This is a genomic window from Coxiella endosymbiont of Amblyomma nuttalli (genome assembly GCF_018107685.1).
In the GTDB taxonomy this organism is placed as follows: Bacteria; Pseudomonadota; Gammaproteobacteria; order Coxiellales; family Coxiellaceae; genus Coxiella.
Map to the genome: position 1 here is coordinate 453,929 of NZ_CP064834.1, position 18,249 is coordinate 472,177.

The window sequence follows — 18,249 nt, forward strand, 5'->3', positions numbered from 1 at the left end:
AACAAAATATTTACTTGGAAGAAAAAAAGTGATCAATTTCATATCGAAGCTGAAATAGCAAAATCGCGCGAGCAATTGATTGAAGTAAATAAAGAACATAATGCCGTCCAAAAGCGTTATTATGGTTTAGGTGCTGATATTATCTGTTTAGAGCAACGCATAAAAGACATACAAGAACAAACGCAACAATGGAAAATTGAATTAGAAGAAAATAAAAATTTATGGGAAGAATCAAAAAATAATACTTTCGATTGTGACACTCAACTTACTGAATTAGAAATAGAAATACAACGATTAAAATCAAGAAAATCTGATATTCAATCAGCAACTGATGAAGCAGAAAATGCATTAGTTCAAAGTGAAGTAAATGTAGCTCGCTGGCAAGAAATATGGGAAGCTTTCCAAGCAGAAGCTTTCACATTAATGAATCAAGCGGAAGTTATCCGAACCAAACACGAGCATTATGAACATCAGTTAGTTGATTTAAAAAATCATAGAGAACAATTACAAAAAAATTTAAATCAGCTTCAGTCAGAGCAGTTGCGAACTGAAATTAAGTCATTGACAGTATGTTCCGAGTCATTAAATCGAACACTTAGTGAAGTGCAATCAAAATTACAGTCATTTACTAACGATATTACTAAACAACGAAGAACTAATCAGATAACTCGCGCGGAATTAGAAGCTCTGCGTCGCGACTTGCAAACAATGGAAGCACGCGCTACTTCCATGGAAACCTTACAAAAAGCGGCGCTAAAAAATGATGATAATCAGATAAGTAAATGAATTCACAGTCACAGATTAAAGAAAAAATTACGACTATGGAAAAACTCAAAATAAACACTGACTGGGAAGTGGCTGTGGAAACGGTATTAAGTAATTATTTTGATGCTATTTGTGTGAATGACGTTACTTCTTTTCTTCACTCCTTAGCAGATTTATCAAAAGGACAGATCACGTTAGTAGAAAAAAGTGTGCCTTCAAAAACCAATTCGTTTAATAAAGCACCTACTTTAATTAGTCAGGTTAGTAGTGACTGGTCGCTTCAACATTGGTTAGCTGGTATTTATATCGTAGAAACTATAGAAGAAGCAAAACAGTTACAGACTTCACTTCAAGAAAATGAATCCATTATTACCAAAGATGGGATTTGGTTAGGTGCTCATTGGGTTCGAGTTTCTAAGATATGTGATGTACAAAATAGTTTTTTACTTAGAAAACAACAAGTTCAACATTTTAAAAATAAAATTATTGAACAACGAGAAAATTGCGATAAATTCGAAATGTTATTAAAAGCAGGTGAACTTCAAGTAGAAAAACAAGAAACTGATCGTGATATCACCTATCGGTTCTCTCAAGAGATAAGTGCTGAAATCACTCGAGTTCAAATAACCTTAAGTGAGAAACGCACGCGATTAGTTGGAATGCAGCAACGACAAAATTGCTTAAGAGAATCCATTATGGCATGGAAAGAGCGCATTGAACGTGATGAATGTGCACTTGCAATTGTTAAAAGTAAAGCTCAATCATTGAGTAGTTCTATAGGCTCGTTGGAAAAGAGACGAGAAGATATCCTACGTCAACATGATTATTATCATCGGCAACTAATAGAGCGACGTGAAAACGCTCATCAGAAACGTAAGGAAGCTGATAAATTAGAAATTCGTTTAATGGGTAGTAAAAATCAATTAAATCTATTGAAACGAAATGTGATCCATAATCAACAACGAGCGAAACAACTCATTGAACGCCGGGAGATATTGTCGCAATACTTATGTGAGGGGGATCGACTATTGAATGCTTTAAATCAGAAGCTCCAGCATACATTGGAAAAACAGCTGGCCATTGAAGTAGAATTACGAGGAGTTGAAAAGAAACTCGAAGAATCTAATCATATTTTATGTGAACTGGAACAAAAACGTTTACTTATTCAAAATTCATTGCATGAAGTGCAAACGCAATTAGAAGAATTCCGTATGCAACGCCAATTATTTAATGTGCAACAAATAACCATCCAAGAGCAATTAAATGAAAATAATTTTGATTATGAGCAAGTAATTGCTGCATTACCAGCAAACGCAGCAATTGACGTTTGGAAAGAGAAATCAAATCGACTGATCCAACGTATACAACGTATGGGTCCAATTAATCTCGTGGCAATTGAAGAATACGAAAGGGTAAACGAACGCAAGAGTTATTTGGATAGGCAGCATACTGATTTAACGGAAGCACTAACGATGTTGAAAAATGCAATTCAAAAAATTGATCGCGAAACGCGAACAAAATTTCAAGAAACTTATGATAAAGTTAATTACCATTTACAAGCACTATTTCCACAGATTTTTGGGGGCGGGAAAGCAACGTTGGAGATGACAAAGGCTGATTTATTAACGACGGATATAATTGTACGTGCACAACTGCCTGGCAAACGTGGTGTGACAATACGTATGCTATCTGGTGGAGAAAAGACACTAACAGGGATTGCGTTGATTTTTTCCTTGTTTTGCTTAAATCCAGCGCCTTTCTGTATATTAGATGAGGTAGATGTATCGTTGGATGATGCTAACGTCGGTCGTTTTTGTCAGCTTGTTAGAGAAATGTCGAAAGAAGTTCAATTTCTAGTAATTAGCTATAACAAAGCAACAATTGAAATGGCGGACTACTTAATGGGAATCACTATGCAGGAACCCGGCGTCTCTTGCGTTGTATCAGTTAACGTGCAAGAAGCAATAGAGATGGTGGGAACAGCATAAAGAAAATTGATATTCTGGAAGGAGCCTTTTAAATCCAGAACATTATTCTAACGATAAACTTGAAATTAATGTAGATAACGTGTTACGATCGCTGAGAAACGGAATGGTAGATATATCCAGCAGAAAACCTTCCAAGATGCGTGGTCATGGATCATTCCGAGGTGTCGCCGAGTGTGTTTTATGGTGTATTGAAGAAATTCACAAAAAATCCTAGAATAAAACCGAATTGAGATATTGATTTATTTGTTTTAGTGTCTCAATAAATGGATCAAACATCTTTAAATAGTATCAAATAAAATAGCATCAAATAGATCAAACATCTTTGGATTTTCTAAAATTAATAGTTTGACTTATTCTGTCTTTCGTTAGACTGTCTTAGATTCAATTATTTTTACATTTAACGTTTTACATTTACGTAGTGCGTCAATTGAATTATTAAGTTAGGTAAAAATTTGGATGGTAAGATATTAACAATATGACAATTACTGTACTAAACTTGGATAAAATAGCTTATTCAGACACAAGTGTATCATTTTAAAGATCAGAATGGACGTTTGGTTTCTTTATTATGTAAATAAAAATATTATGTAAATAAAAGTTGGATCGTAAAGTACATGAAAGTGATGATTCCGCCAGAGATTTATGCAAAAATTAACCGATTGCGAAAAGAAATTAACGAGCACGATTATCGCTATTACGTTTTGTCGCGTCCAACTATTCCAGATATGATTTATGATCAGCTTTTTCGCGAACTTCAAGAACTAGAAGAAAAATATCCAGGATCTATTATTTCAACTTCTCCAACCCAGAGGGTTGGAGCTAGACCGCTCACCATCTTTGAGCAGTCCCAGCATAAAATTCCAATGCTGTCATTAAATAATGTATTTAATGCAGCAGAATTACGCATGTTCGATGAACGTATTCGACAATGGTTAAAAACTGCAAGCTCCCTGGAATATATATGTGAACCTAAGCTAGATGGGGTAGCGTTAAGTTTATTCTATGAAAATGGTGCGTTGATTCGTGCCGCTACTCGGGGCGATGGTTTCATTGGTGAGAATGTGACGCAAAATGCCAGAACTATTTCCACTATTCCTTTACAATTGCGTGGCAGCAACTATCCAAATCAGGTTGAGATACGTGGTGAAGTATTAATGTCTCGGGAAGGTTTCGCGACATTTAATCAAGAAGCTAAAAAGCGCGGAGATAAAACATTTGTTAACGCTCGAAATGCTGCTTCTGGTAGTTTACGCCAATTAGACCCTCGGATTACTGCCAGACGATCGCTGATTTTTTTTGGATATCACTTAGGTATTTTAAAAGATAATAGAAAGCTACCTGGAAGGCATAGTGATGTGTTGATGTGCTGTAAAGAATGGGGTATTCCAATTGCCTCTGAAATAAAAGTAGTTGAGGGGATCAATGGTTGTCTTCGCTATTATGAATATTTGGTAAAAATTCGTGAGAAACTACGATTTGATATAGATGGTATTGTCTTAAAAGTAAACTCTTTAGCATTGCAAGAAAAATTAGGTGTTGTTTCATGCGCACCGCGATGGGCTATCGCTTATAAATTTCCTGCTCAAGAAAAAATGACGTTGTTAAAAGCAATCGAGTTTCAGGTAGGGCGTACTGGTGCTGTTACACCAGTGGCTCGTTTAAAACCAGTTTTCATTGGGGGAGTAACGATAAGTAATAGTACTTTGCATAATTTTGACGAATTGAAAAAAAAAGACGTCCGAATCGGTGACACTGTTATTGTTCGTCGAGCAGGTGACGTTATTCCCGAAGTAGTGGGGCCTATTTTATCTAAGCGTCCTAAGAATGCTAAAATAGTTGAAGTACCATCGTATTGCTTAATCTGTCATGCAGAAGTTATTAAGCCTGACAATGAAGCTATAGCACGATGCATGGGGGGGTTATATTGTCGTGCTCAATTACACGAAACAATTAAACACTTCGCTTCACGTCGAGCAATGGATATTAAGGGATTAGGTGATAAATTAGTTGAATTATTTCTACAGAAAAAATTAATTGAAGATATTACTACTGTTTATCAATTGAAACAGTCGACGATTGCTGCATTACCGTACATGGGTGAAAAATCAGCTGCTAATCTCCTAAAAGCAATTGAACGTAGTAAAAAAACAACATTCTCTCGATTTTTATATGCTCTAGGTATTCGCAATGTGGGAGAAACTACCGCACGTATATTGGTTCGTCGTTTTCACAAACTTGAATCTTTAATGCAAGCCTCTATAGAAGATTTACAAGCTATTCGAGACATCGGACCCACGACAGCTAAAAATATTGAAGTATTTTTTCGTCAAAAACATAATATTGAGTTAATTAATAAGTTAATGCAGTTAGGTATCTACTGGCCAGAAGAGCGAATAACTACACAATCTAGTATTTTTGGAAAAACTTTCGTTTTAACTGGTAGTTTAAAATCCTTAACTCGACATGATGCAAAAGAAAAACTTGAACGTTTTGGTGGAAAGGTTAGCAGCATTGTTTCAAAAAATACCGATTATATAGTGATTGGTAAAAATCCTGGTAGTAAATACAGTGATGCGAAAGAATTGGGTATTCCTATGCTTGATGAGGAGGCTTTTCTCGATGTATTCGAAAACGAATATTGAATTCTGATTCAATCTCTATTTTGAGAGATATAAAAATTGTTTTATCTATATAATGATTGTTTTATCTATAATGTTATTATTTATTTATGGAAGAATTAATATAAAGAAATTTCAGAAACGCATGAACAATTTAAATTATATTGGTAATATTATCTATGTGGTACTATATAGAGAAAAAGAGACGGAATGATTTTTTTATTGAAGATGCAATAGAGATACCTAGAGAATCTCATTCGTTGAATGCATTGGAAAGTGCTGTCTAAACAAAAATAAAAATAAATGATAAGACAAAATATAAACTTGGATTCCTGTGGCATGACAAGATAAGGAAGTATCAAAGACAATGTTAAGAAAATACCAACGTTTTTTAGAACTTAGAATTATTACGTAAATCAATCAGAGGAATGAAATATTAAGACTAATACATGATTTCACTTGCTATGGAAAAAGAATATCAGTTTTTGGGAGTCAATACTAAACTATAAACTATTAATACCCTAGCATAAGTACTTTTACTCATATTCATATTTTTCTATATTTGACTTTAGTGTAGGATGTTTGGCCTCCGACTTATTTTATAAAATGTAGAAGATTAAAATCTGATCGTTACCAATAAAACTTTAAGGAAGTTATGAATCTTATCGATTAATTTTTAATTAAAAAAGATTTTTCTTGAAAGAAACAAGAAACTCTTTACTTTATTTATAGAATTTCAGAGCTTCCTAAGAAAGTTCTCAAAAATAAAGAAAGGAAAAATCTTTATTGCAAATGATTAAGTCATATAGCAGGATAATCCAGTCATACAGTGCAAAATTGTACAACTAGTATAAAACTTGATTAATAGTAAACCATAACTAATTGAAAAGTTTCATAAATTCTTTTATGTTTGAATGATTAATTGGTATGTAAAAAAATTGGTATGTAAAAATAGTTATGTAAAAATAATAAAGTTGGATCAATGACCCTGTAACTAATACTTTTAATGGGAGAAAAATTCGAATATTTTTGCTTTCCTGGATAAGACAAAGAGACAAAGGTCTCCTTATTCAAAGTGTAGTTCACTTGTTATGCACAAGGAACTTTCCCACCCAGATATAACAAGAAACGGCACATACTTATACCAGTTGCGTATTGATTAAGTTGCGATTATATTACCATAGTTCATTTATAGGTAGATATAAATTGTAATGTGTTTATTAGTAAGAGGAGAGTGTTAATATGACTCTTTTTACCATTATTTTAACGATAATGTTCCTGTTCGCTGTCTATGGGGCGTTTGTGTATAATAGTTTGATTACTATGATAGAATCCATCCGTAATAATAATAAGCAGATTGATATTCAGCTAGATCGTCGTCACAAGATTTTTGAATCACTGATTAACGTAGTTAGGAAATATATGGATTACGAACGCTCTACCTTGAGAGATGTAGTTGTATTGCGCGGTGAGGCGCAGATTGCCAAACAGGCAGGGAATGATGATGCTCGTATGAAGGCTGAGGATAGGATATCCACAATTTTATCAGGCTTACATCTTGTTTTTGAGCAATATCCAAATCTTAAAGCTAATCAAAACGCTCTACAATTGCAAGAGGCTATTTTAAGTACAGAAAATAAATTGGCTTATGCGAAACAGGCTTATAATGATAGTATTGAACGCTATAATGCTAAAAAGAGAATGCTTTTTCCTTTGATAATCGTTAGTTTGTTTTCCGGTAAATTAGATTTTAATTTTCCTTATTGGCAATTACCACCAGAGAAAATACAGGAACAAGAAAATTATAAGGTGCAATTATAATTATTATGGTCATGAGTTCTATTCACGATTGTCAAAAAATAGTGGTTAATTGGCGTCGGTTACTAAGCCAAAATCGACGGCGGACGGTTCTGGTTATCACGACTTTTGTATTGATTTATCTGGTTGTTGGCTTGCTAGCCGATCTCTGTCTCTATGCAGAATGTTATCCAGAAGCTACTGTTTCTCAATTATTTTTTGCTCTCCTTACATTCCAACTCTTTCCTAAAGCAACAGCAATTACAGGATTAATTGCCGCAGTTTCATTATATGTCACGTTTGCTTTTAGTCATAAACTGATGATGTTAGGAACAGAATATCAAGAAATTACTCTAGATACTGCAAAAACGCTGAAAGAAAAAATGCTTTACAATGTCATTGAAGAGTTGAAAATTTCGGCAGGACTTAAATTTATGCCTAGGATGTATATCATAAATGCTAATTACATGAATGCATTTGCCAGTGGCTATAATGAAAAATCGGCGATGATAGCAATTACCCGCGGTCTCTTATATAAACTGGATCGTAGTGAATTAGAAGCGGTCATGGCACATGAACTTAGTCATATCCGCCATATGGATATTAAATTAACAATGACAGCTTCCGTACTGGCTAATATTTTATTGATCGTCGTTGATACGATTTTCTTTAGTATTATTCTTAGAGGTCGTGAAGAGGAAGGGGCAACAACACGAAATTCGTTATTTGTTTTGATTTTTCTATCACGATATTTAATGTCTTTTATAACTGTAATATTACTGTTATATCTGAGCCGGACACGAGAATACATGGCTGACGCAGGTTCTGTAGAATTAATGCGAGATAATGAACCTCTTGCACGCGCTTTAATAAAAATTCAGAATGATTCCATACAAAACCAAGAAGATTATTCTCATCAATATTTTCACACTCCTCATGAGGCTGTTCGTCATGCCTCTTATATATTCAATCCTGTAATCACAGGAACACAGTTTCGGCACTTTCTTAGTGATTTCTTTTCGACTCATCCATCGCTAGTAAAGCGACTGGCAGCAATTGGGTATAGACTTAAACAGAAGTAGTCCTTTAAACTTTTGCATTAATAGCTTCAATGAGTATTCTGACTAGATAATATGTTATACAGTTACGGCTACTTGAAAGGACGGATTCCTAAAGATACAAAGATAACTAGCTTATCACACATTGTCATGCTACGTTTGATATATCAATTGTGATAAGACAATCCTAAAACTGCGTACGCAAAAAGTGTTAACCTATTTCGGTTCCTTCGTAGATTTTGATAACCTTTGAGTGTTCTCCACGATCTTTATTAAGAAGCTGTTGGCCATGTTCTTGTTGAATTGCTTGACTCAATTGATAAACTGCCATTGCGTAGATTACACGTGGATTGTATCGCATAATTACATAAAAGTTATGAAGGGTTAGCCAATATTCATCGGTATTTTCGCTTCTAAGTCGAACGACAGTGACTTTTTGATTGGATGATAAAGAATAGGATATGGTAATCCCATTTTTTTTCAAAAAATTAATGGATTTCTGTGCAATAGCTTCTTTTGAGATGAGGTGCGGATCGGATGATTTTATGACAGTAAGTTTATAAGCGATAGGTTGATGGATTTTCCAGCCGTTCTTATTGAGGAAATTAGCAATACTAATAATAGCCTCATCATCATTATGTATGAGATCAACATGGGCATTTTTCAAATAATTTATTTGGTAACATCTATAAGTACCTGGCATAAACTGAGGAATACCAATAGCACCTGCATAAGAGCTTTTTATTAATTTGAGTGTTAGCTTTTGTTCTTTAGCTAATAAAAGAAGTTGCACCAATTCTCGTGCAAAGAATTTTTCTCGTTTTTTATAATGGAAGGCTAATGTTGTTAAAGCATCTAATGCAGAAAATTCTCCAACTAATGCACCGTAATTACTTTCAATACCAATAATAGCTACAATAATGGGAGGTGGAATTCCATAATGGTGTTCAGCGTACTCTAACACGTCTTTATGCATTTTCCAGTAATTAAGACCATTTTGAATACGTTGTGTTGTTAAAAAATAGGTACGATACACATTCCATGGTTTAGCTTCATAAGGATGAGTAACCCGGTGCATTACGTCTTTATTGCATTTTGATTTAGAAAGAATATCGGTGAGCTTAGCACGACTGAAGTGGTAGCGTTTCACCATATAGTTAATAAAAATACTCTCTTTCGTTGGTAAGAGGAACTGATATTTTGTTTCGACAGAAAAAACAGATAGACTTGATAATAACAACACTACGCATAGCCCTCGTTCTATACATTTCCTTAACATAAAATCTCTCTTCTTAACTAGACCACAATTTTCGATGTGTATGAATAGACATAATCACACCAAACCCAGCCATTGTGGTAATGATTGAGCTACCACCATAGCTTATCAGAGGTAATGGAACACCAACAACTGGTAGAATGCCAATCACCATACCGATATTTACAAAAGCTGAGAAAATAAATGTTAAGCTTAAACTACCACTTAATAAGCGAGTAAATGTATCTTGTGCTCGACTAGTAATATAAAAGCAACGAATAAAAATAGCGAATAAAATAGCCAATAAAATAAGACAGCCAATAAATCCTAATTCCTCTCCATCAACAGCAAAAATAAAATCAGTGGTGTGAGCAGGCAAGAATTGAAGATGTGACTGTGTGCCATGTAACCATCCTTTACCAAATAATCCTCCAGAACCGAGAGCAATTTCAGATTGAATAATGTGGTAACCGCTCCCTAAAGAATCACGTTCCGGATTAAGAAAAGTTAGCACGCGTTCTTTTTGGTAAGTGTGCATGAAGTGCCATAAGATAGGCATGCTTAGAGCGCCGATAGATAAAAAAGTGCAAATAAGCTGCCAATTGAGTCCAACCAATAATAAAACACATAGACCAGAGACAGCGATAATAATGGCTGTGCCTAAATCGGGTTGCTTTGCTGTTAAAATTACTGGTAAAGCTAACAAAAAAAGAGACACCATGAGGGAAATTGCTTTAGGAGGTAATTCTTTATCACTAAAATAGTGAGCTAACATCATCGGCATAGCGAGCTTCATAATTTCTGAAGGTTGCAAATGAAAAAATCCTAAATCAAACCATCGACGAGAACCTTTATTGACGTTTCCAAAAATTAATAGCGCAATTAATAATAATAGTCCCACAAAAAATATCCATGGCGTCCATTGCTGATAGCATTTTGGGGAAATATAGGCGAAAATAAACAGTATAGTAAAACCTAAAAATAGCCAGATGGTTTGTTTTAACATCATTCCCATATTTTGATTACTAGCGCTAAATAAAATAAGTAGTCCTGTCGCTGCTAGTAAAAAAATAAAAACAAAAAGTGGAGGATCAATGCGTAATGTTTTACACTCTAAATAAACCATTCGCCGTTTGAAATACGACTCTTGGTTTATCTTATTGAGTGGCAGTTGATGGGGCATCTTGGGTTTTTGTTAAATGGTTAAAGTAATAATTCATAATCTCACCTGTTATTTTATCAGCCATAGCGTTATGCTCAACCACCACAGCGACCGCAATTGTAGGATGGTCAACAGATGCAAAAGCGATAAAAAGATGATTATTACGTAATTGTTTAGGAATATTAGCACGACTGGCGTCTTCATCTCTCTGATGGCCGTAAATCTGGGCAGTTGCAGTCTTTGCTGCCACAGTAAATCCTGAGTGCTTTCCAAAAAAATCAGCTGTCCCCCATGGCTTATCTACTACCTCTTGCATTGCACGAATGATAATATCCCAATTATTCAGATTTTTTAATATCACTGGTGTTTCAGAAATAGGTTGTGGTATCATCTCTGTTCCATCCGGAGCTACACTTTTAAATAACAGCGTGGGTCGGTACCGCTTGCCATGTTCAGCAATAATGGAAACTGCTTGTACTAGCTGTAAAGGAGTAACCAGAAAAAATCCTTGCCCAATGCCGGTTTCAATAGTGTCACCTGTATACCACGGGCAACCTTGTGTATCTCTTTTCCAACGAGGAGAGGGAACGAGCCCAGGTACTTCTTCAGGCAAATCAATACCAGTTAACTGGCCAAAACCAAACTTATATAATATTCTGTCGATTTGATCGATACCCATCATAACAGCAAGATTATAAAAATAAACATCACAAGAAACAGCGATGGCCTTAACAATATTAACCCAACCGTGGCCAGTAGGTTGCCAATCATGATAAATATGTTTTGTGTTTGGTAGTTGGAACCAGCCTGGATCATAAATCTGATATTGATGAGTGACAATACCTTCGTCTAAACCAAAAACAGCCAAGAATGGTTTGATGGTGGAACCAGATGCAAATTGCCCACGAATAGCGCGATTGTAAAGAGGATGTAGAGGTGAATGTAATAATCTTTGATATGCTTGTACACTCAACCCGGATACGAATGGATTAGGATTAAAGCTAGGTTTAGTGACCAATGCCAGTATTTGGCCAGTATTTGGTGTCATCACTACAATGGCACCGTTTTCATCACCTAATACTCTCTTAGCTTCTGCTTGTAGATTGCTATCAATAGTTAAATAGATGTTGTCACCAGCACTTGGAGGAATTTCTTTTAGAATACGAACGATTCGTCCGCTAGCATCGATTTCTACTTCTTTAATGCCGAGAGTACCGCGAAGCTGCTTTTCATAATATTTTTCAATGCCCATTTTACCAACATCATCATCGGCAGTATAACTGCTTGTGTTAACTTTTTGTAATTCCTGCGGGCTAATACGCCCGACATATCCTAATACGTCACTGGTAATATCAGCTAATGGATAGTAACGTGTCATTCGCGTTTCAATTTCAACTTGAGGAAACCGGTATCGATTGACATAAAAACGAGCAACCACTTCGTTGGTTAATTTATATTTTAGTGGAATAGGCTGATAAGGGCGATATTGATAAGCAATGTGATGGAATCGTTTTATTTCATCTTTTGAAATAGGAATAATTTTACTTAATTGTTTTATCGTTTTTTCCAAGTGTTTTATTGTATCTGGAACTATAGCTAATGTGTAAATGGGGATATCTTTAGCTAATAAAAGCCCATTGCGATCGAAAATTAGTCCGCGCTTAGGTTGAATAGGAATAATATTGAGTAAATTGTGTCGCGATAAAGTTGAATAAAAACAATGATTTTTAATTTGTAAATAGGCTAATCGACTAGTGAGAATAAAGGCAAATACAAAAAGGAGCAGGAGAGCCATCAAGCAGCGGCTTTTGAACAAACGTATTTCCAATTGAATGTTTTTAATTACAAGTGGTTGTTTTTTCATGCCAACCGTAGTTACTCTTTAGCGATGATGAGGTTAATAGGGCATTATATATTTCAGCAAACTTAAAACAAAATCGGATGATAGACTCAACATATGTGTGAAAATTACACCTTGTAATATTTATTGTACTATTTTTGTACTATTTTATTAATGGTAAGTGACCTCTGTCGTACTCCATAATTGTTCTAAGCTATAGAAATTACGAATCTTGGGTAACATGATGTGTACAACAATATCGCAAAGATCGATTAGAATCCATTCAGCCGTTGCCTTACCCTCAATCCCAAGCGGTCGTACATCGCTTTCTTTTACACGGTGGATAATCTTATCAGCCAGCCCACCGGCGTGACGTCGCGAGATGGAGCTACAAATGATCACATGATCTGCAATATCAGTGAGCGTTGTAACGTTAAGATCAGTGATCTGTAAAGCTTTATATTCTGCTAACGTGTCGGTAATCAGTTTAACGAGTTCAATTGTCTTCATTCGCTTTAAATAATATAAGAGTTGTTTGTTTTAAACAAGCTCTGGTTGAAAAGGAATCTCTTAGTAAAGTAATTTCATTAGTAGAGGTAGAGGTGCTTCCCTTTAACATAGTCAAATACCTGTGCAGGTAATAGCTGTTTTACAGCAGTATCATCGCCTTCTCTTAAGAAGTAGCGGATTTCTGTAGCGCTGATTTTACTTGGAGAGAGATGTTTGATAATTATTTTACCAGATTGTATATAACTCAAATCTTCTTCTTTATTAGTTTGATGTTGTAAAAGCAATTCATTGAGCCATTTTTTCTTTGACAAAGGATAGTTTGGACGATTGACAATAATTAGATGACAGTACCTTAAAATAGCCTGATAATGATACCATTGATTAAAACGTAAAAGTTCGTCTGTCGCCATAATAAAGCAAAGTGATTGACGGGGAAAAGAAACGCGCAAGGATTTAAGAGTATCGATTGTATAAGAAAAACCTTCTCTTTTTGCTTCGATTTCATTGATTTTTAAATGAGGGATATGGACAATTGCCCGTTTTATCATTTCAACACGGTCTTCTGGACTTGCTACTGGTGAATTTCGGTGAGGAGGATATCCGCAAGGAATTAGTTGGATTTCTTTAAATGGCAATTTATTAGCTAATTTGTTGATGATAAGTAAATGAGCCTTATGAATAGGATCAAAAGTTCCGCCAAAAATACCTAATAATGAAAATGTCATGTTAATTTCTGACCAGCAATTACCAAACTTAAACTTTCTAGCGCTTGCCAAGCATTACCAGGTATGATCCCCTTAATAATATGATCGATATGTTTTGCTTGTTTTAGTAATTGCGCGATAGTTTCCGTGTTGAGTCGAGGAAGCGCTATTTTGAATAGCTGTTTACGTACCTGACTTTGAGAGGCAAGTAATTGTACGAGAGGTTTACCACGTTGATAGTCGTAGACTAATGGGTAGAGTACACGTAGTTCACGTGTGAGTGTCCATAGGACAAGTGAAGCTAATTCTTTATTAGTGCAGTATAGATTCCATAAAATTCGAATCACACGCGAAGATTCGCCGATTAACGCTGCTTCCGTCAAATCGAAAATTGTAAAATAGGCATTGTCACTCACTATTGTGCTGATGGCTGTAGAAGTAATGGGTTTATCATGATAAAACAAACGCAATTTTTCAATAGATTGTTGAATGGCTAATAAATTTCCTTCAGTTAACTCTGCTAAAAATGTAATACTTTCCGCATCCGCATTTAAATTCGCTGACTTTAAACGTTGCGTAATCCATACTAAAAGCTCTTGCGTCGATAAAGGCCATAGTGAGATAACAGCGCCATAGTACTCAATCGCTTTGTACCATCTGGTTTTTTGTTGGGTGACAGTCAATTTATTGGTAATAATCAATAGGCGTTTGTCGTTAGGTGGATGGTTGAGATAACGCAATAAAGTTTGAGTTGCTTGTTCGTCAAATTTCGCCTTGGCATTCCGAATTTCAATGATGATTTTTTTGCTGAGTAAATTAAAATTATCAGCAATGTCTGTGAATCTCTGCCAATGGAAATCAGTTTCAACAAAAAGTAATTCACGTTGCTGAAACCCTTGCTTTTTGGCAATCTTTCGAATGAGATCACCTGATTCTTGTACTAAGAGCGGAATATCACCACAAATTAAATAAACAGGTAAAAGAATGTTCTGGTTTAAATGAGCATTAAGTTGTTTGTAAGATAATTGCATACAGTTATTACTGGTCAAGAAGTTTTGTAGTTGTAATAAGATAATGATAGATTAAATTCACCATGATTCGAGTCATTTCTCGTTTCATCAAATAGGTTGCATTGGGCGTGTAGAGTTGAGTACTGTTTTGAACTAAGGTGCGACTTAATGAAAAAGTGTGAGGACCTCGTATTTTTTTTCCTTCTTTTGTTTCTAATACAACCTTTACATGTAAAGTGTAGGTATAAACAATGGTATTATTAGTGATAGGTACAATTGGAGGAATAATGACATCCCAGCCGATATTATTAATCTGTAATATGACTGGAGCGCTTTTCCTGCGTTGGGTAAATTGTACGTTTAATGCCTGTAACATATGGCGTAGTTGGACAATCAACGGGTGATAAGGGTTAGGTGAATCTAGATACAGTATACGCATTTGTTTAGTAATATCGCTTGGTAAGTGTGGCTTGAAACCGCAAGCAACAAGAATACTACAAATTAAAATTCCCATTAATAGCGTTTTAAATAAATTTACAATGTTGCTTTTAACTTCATTCATGCGTATCTGTCACAATATTAATTAGCTTATGCAGAACAATGATAATCTTTTTAATTTTTTTATCGATAAGATGTCGTTGCACATTTTCCTGATGTAAAGCGGTGTTTTTAATGATGTCGTCGGTCGCTTCAGTGGGCACTTGAATGCGAGCGCGAAGCTTCCCATTAATTTGGACGATCATTTCAGTTTGAGCAGTTTGTAGTACTTTAGAATCTGGTTTTGGCCAGTTTGTTTCAAGAATATTTTCACCAAATCTTAAGGCGTACCACAAGTGATGAGTAATGTGAGGCGTAATTGGCGATAATAATCTTAATAAAATTCTTATTCCCTCATGAATTAAATGAGAATCCGCTTCATTATCCGTAGCTAATTCCATCAGCAAGTTTAGTATTTTCATGGTAGTTGAAACTACAGTATTAAATTGCATCCGTTCTATATCGTTATTAGCTTGTTGCAAATATTTATGCAATGTTTGACGAATCTGTTTATGCGAAGAGGTCTCCAATTGATAGTCGTTGCCATTTTTCTGTTGATTAATAGCAATTAATATGTTTTTGACTTTAAAAGAAAAATTCCATAATTTATTTAGAAACCGATAAGCGCCTTCGATGCTGCTATCAGACCATTCTAAATCTTGATCAGGTGGGGCGGCAAAAATAATAGATAATCGAACAGTATCTGCACCATATCTTTTAATCAGCGATTGAGGCGAAACGATATTACCTTTCGATTTTGACATTTTCGTACCGTCTTTTAAAACCATGCCTTGCGTTAATAGATGAATAAAAGGTTCATTTGAATTGAAAAGTCCAAGGTCACGCAATAATTTATGCACAAAACGTGCATAAAGAAGATGCATTACGGCATGCTCAATGCCACCAATATATTGATCCACAGGAGTCCAATATTTTGCACGATCGTCAAGCATTACTCTACTTTGATCAGGACAGGCATAGCGTGCGTAATACCAAGAAGATTCAACAAAAGTATCCATCGTATCGGTTTCGCGAACAGCAGATTTATTACAAGTAGGACATCTGGTTTTATAAAAATCAAGCGAATCTTTCAATGGGGAACTATAACCAGTGGGAATAATATTTTCTGGTAAAATAACAGGTAATTGATTTTCTGGAACAGGGACGGTACCGCAAGTTTGGCAATAGATAATCGGAATAGGTGTTCCCCAATAACGTTGACGTGAAATACCCCAATCTCGTAAACGATAATTTATTTGTCGATGACCAAGATTATTATTTTTAAGGTAATTAGCAACAACATCAAAAGCTGTCTTAGAATTTACTCCATCAAAAGGTGTCGAATTAATTAAATTGCCGGATTTTGTGTAGGCAGTCTGTAGATAATTCCATTCAGGATTATCTGGTTCAATTACCAGTTTAATTGGTAAATTGTATTTGATAGCAAATGCATGATCACGTTCATCGTGGGCTGGAACTGACATAATGACACCAGAAGCATACTCCATTAAGACAAAATTAGTAATCCAAATTGGCAGTTTTTCATGTGTGATGGGATGAATAGCAAAAAGTCCGCTTGCAATACCTTCTTTTTCATTGGTAGCAATATCAGCTTCATTTATTCTCGTTTGTTGATATTTCTTTAAAAAAGCAGCGATTTTTTTGCTCTTTTTGGTACATGTTTTTACTAGAGGATGTTCAGGAGCAATAGCGAGATAAGTCACACCCATTAGAGTATCTGGACGCATGGTAAAGACTTCTAGTATAGTGTCTTCTTTTTCAAGGGCAAACTTAACAACAATACCTTGTACTTGTCCGATCCAATTACGTTGCATGATAATGACTTGCTCTGGCCATCCCTTTAATTCATCCAGACCTTTTAATAATTCTTCACTATAATCAGTAATTTTCAAGAACCATTGTGGAATTTCGCGGTGTTCAATGAGAGCACCAGAACGCCAGCCTCGGCCATTAATGATTTGCTCATTAGCAAGGACAGTTTGATCAATCGGATCCCAATTAACAATAGCATTTTTTTTGTAAGCTAATCCTTTTTTATAGAGCTGAATGAAAAACCATTGTTCCCAACGGTAGTAGTCGGGTTCACAAGTGGTGATTTCTCGTGACCAATCGTAAGAGAAACCAAATTTTTTGAACTGTTTTCGCATTCTTTTGATATTTTTATGAGTCCATACGGCAGGAGATAGTTTTCGGCGAATAGCAGCGTTCTCTGCTGGAAGGCCGAAGGCATCCCATCCCATGGGCTGAAGAACATTACGGCCTTTATACCTTTGATATCGAGTGATAAAGTCGCCAATAGTGTAATTGCGTATGTGCCCCATATGTAATTCCCCACTGGGATAAGGTAACATGGGCACGCAATAAAATTTTTCTTTACTAAGATCTTCTTTTACTTTGAAGCACTCGTTATCTTCCCAGTAAGCTTGAGCAGCTATTTCTACGTTTGCTGGATTGTATGATTTGTTCATAGTTGGCTAGAATACCTCAGTGACTTTCTAGATGGAAGGTAGAAAAATTACTTTATTATCCTTCAGTGATGATGTGCAATATCTACATTCCTTGTTGGATAACCAACAATAGGATAGGCAGTATATTTACACTGCGGAAATTTATTAAATGTCCCTTCATAGTAAATAATCTGTTTTTAAAAGATTCTCTAGTACTCGAGTGTTTAAAAAAGAAAAGAGTAAAGAAGTTGATTCAATTGTAGTATAGCCGCTAGGCATAATAAGTTGCCAAATAGATCGATTAAGCAAATTAAGCAACTGTTTATAAACAAAATCCATCTGCTTTTTCATCGTATATCCACCGCGAAAATTCTAGTATTGCTTGTCTATTTGGCAATGTGGACAAATGTGGACAAAGTAGGTGGACAAAGTAGATTTTTCCATGATACCAGTGCATATAAACTTGCATTCGTAACATTGAACACAAATCTATATTGCTGATGCGTAATAATTATGGCGTTGAATGAAGCGATCTCT

The 18,249-nt window shown here is 35.3% G+C and carries 13 protein-coding genes; 5 read left to right on the forward strand and 8 right to left on the reverse strand.

Translation table 11 applies throughout. The annotated features are described in order from the left end of the window. Positions 1 to 75 precede the first annotated feature (75 nt). From CEAn_RS03645 to htpX, 5 genes are all read left to right on the forward strand, one after another. Positions 76 to 786, forward strand: a complete 711-nt coding sequence (locus tag CEAn_RS03645) for a coiled-coil domain-containing protein (protein ID WP_244670105.1) — start codon at positions 76 to 78, stop codon at positions 784 to 786. Further along, positions 783 to 2,753, forward strand: a complete 1,971-nt coding sequence (locus tag CEAn_RS03650; RefSeq protein WP_244670106.1) for an SMC hinge domain-related protein — start codon at positions 783 to 785, stop codon at positions 2,751 to 2,753. The genes CEAn_RS03645 and CEAn_RS03650 overlap by 4 nt, the downstream gene beginning before the upstream one ends. Positions 2,754 to 3,376: 623 nt before the next feature. Further along, entirely contained in the window at positions 3,377 to 5,395 is a 2,019-nt protein-coding gene (ligA, locus tag CEAn_RS01675) for an NAD-dependent DNA ligase LigA (RefSeq protein WP_211924148.1), read from the forward strand. Between the two features lie 1,218 nt (positions 5,396 to 6,613). Then, on the forward strand, positions 6,614 to 7,192 hold the full coding sequence (locus CEAn_RS01680) for a LemA family protein (protein WP_211924084.1): 579 nt from the start codon (positions 6,614 to 6,616) through the stop codon (positions 7,190 to 7,192). An 11-nt stretch (positions 7,193 to 7,203) separates the two neighbouring features. Then, positions 7,204 to 8,250 carry a zinc metalloprotease HtpX gene (gene htpX / locus CEAn_RS01685; RefSeq protein WP_211924149.1) on the forward strand — a complete coding sequence of 349 codons (1,047 nt, stop codon included), beginning with the start codon at positions 7,204 to 7,206 and terminating at the stop codon, positions 8,248 to 8,250. Between the two features lie 187 nt (positions 8,251 to 8,437). Here htpX and mltB read toward each other — a convergent pair whose 3' ends face one another. The 8 genes from mltB to leuS form a co-directional block, all read right to left on the reverse strand. Continuing rightward, positions 8,438 to 9,379, reverse strand: a complete 942-nt coding sequence (gene mltB, locus CEAn_RS01690; RefSeq protein WP_244670108.1) for a lytic murein transglycosylase B — start codon at positions 9,377 to 9,379, stop codon at positions 8,438 to 8,440. Between the two features lie 139 nt (positions 9,380 to 9,518). Continuing rightward, a complete protein-coding gene (gene rodA, locus CEAn_RS01695; RefSeq protein ID WP_244670109.1) occupies positions 9,519 to 10,664 on the reverse strand; it encodes a rod shape-determining protein RodA in 1,146 nt (381 codons plus the stop codon). Beyond that, positions 10,639 to 12,507 carry a penicillin-binding protein 2 gene (gene mrdA, locus CEAn_RS01700; protein WP_211924087.1) on the reverse strand — a complete coding sequence of 623 codons (1,869 nt, stop codon included), beginning with the start codon at positions 12,505 to 12,507 and terminating at the stop codon, positions 10,639 to 10,641. Before mrdA ends, rodA begins: the two co-directional genes overlap by 26 nt. 147 nt (positions 12,508 to 12,654) lie before the next feature. Beyond that, positions 12,655 to 12,993 carry a ribosome silencing factor gene (rsfS, locus tag CEAn_RS01705; protein WP_211924088.1) on the reverse strand — a complete coding sequence of 113 codons (339 nt, stop codon included), beginning with the start codon at positions 12,991 to 12,993 and terminating at the stop codon, positions 12,655 to 12,657. Between the two features lie 77 nt (positions 12,994 to 13,070). After that, positions 13,071 to 13,718: a nicotinate-nucleotide adenylyltransferase gene (nadD, locus tag CEAn_RS01710; RefSeq protein ID WP_211924089.1), complete on the reverse strand. Its 648-nt coding sequence runs from the start codon at positions 13,716 to 13,718 to the stop codon at positions 13,071 to 13,073. After that, positions 13,715 to 14,728, reverse strand: coding sequence for a DNA polymerase III subunit delta (gene holA, locus CEAn_RS01715; protein ID WP_211924090.1), 1,014 nt, complete (start codon positions 14,726 to 14,728; stop codon positions 13,715 to 13,717). The genes nadD and holA overlap by 4 nt, the downstream gene beginning before the upstream one ends. A gap of 7 nt (positions 14,729 to 14,735) precedes the next feature. Next, a complete protein-coding gene (locus CEAn_RS01720) occupies positions 14,736 to 15,269 on the reverse strand; it encodes an LPS-assembly lipoprotein LptE (RefSeq protein ID WP_211924091.1) in 534 nt (177 codons plus the stop codon). Continuing rightward, positions 15,262 to 17,733 carry a leucine--tRNA ligase gene (leuS, locus tag CEAn_RS01725; RefSeq protein ID WP_211924092.1) on the reverse strand — a complete coding sequence of 824 codons (2,472 nt, stop codon included), beginning with the start codon at positions 17,731 to 17,733 and terminating at the stop codon, positions 15,262 to 15,264. Before leuS ends, CEAn_RS01720 begins: the two co-directional genes overlap by 8 nt. Between the last annotated feature and the right edge of the window lie 516 nt (positions 17,734 to 18,249).

Coding starts and splice junctions, on each gene's coding strand:
- rodA (WP_244670109.1), bottom strand. CDS start 10,664: ATGCCCCATCAACTGCCACTCAATAAGATAAACCAAGAGTCGTATTTC.
- ligA (WP_211924148.1), top strand. CDS start 3,377: ATGATTCCGCCAGAGATTTATGCAAAAATTAACCGATTGCGAAAAGAA.
- htpX (WP_211924149.1), top strand. CDS start 7,204: ATGAGTTCTATTCACGATTGTCAAAAAATAGTGGTTAATTGGCGTCGG.
- leuS (WP_211924092.1), bottom strand. CDS start 17,733: ATGAACAAATCATACAATCCAGCAAACGTAGAAATAGCTGCTCAAGCT.
- rsfS (WP_211924088.1), bottom strand. CDS start 12,993: ATGAAGACAATTGAACTCGTTAAACTGATTACCGACACGTTAGCAGAA.
- mltB (WP_244670108.1), bottom strand. CDS start 9,379: ATGGTGAAACGCTACCACTTCAGTCGTGCTAAGCTCACCGATATTCTT.
- mrdA (WP_211924087.1), bottom strand. CDS start 12,507: ATGAAAAAACAACCACTTGTAATTAAAAACATTCAATTGGAAATACGT.
- CEAn_RS01680 (WP_211924084.1), top strand. CDS start 6,614: ATGACTCTTTTTACCATTATTTTAACGATAATGTTCCTGTTCGCTGTC.
- nadD (WP_211924089.1), bottom strand. CDS start 13,718: ATGACATTTTCATTATTAGGTATTTTTGGCGGAACTTTTGATCCTATT.
- CEAn_RS03650 (WP_244670106.1), top strand. CDS start 783: ATGAATTCACAGTCACAGATTAAAGAAAAAATTACGACTATGGAAAAA.
- holA (WP_211924090.1), bottom strand. CDS start 14,728: ATGCAATTATCTTACAAACAACTTAATGCTCATTTAAACCAGAACATT.
- CEAn_RS01720 (WP_211924091.1), bottom strand. CDS start 15,269: ATGAATGAAGTTAAAAGCAACATTGTAAATTTATTTAAAACGCTATTA.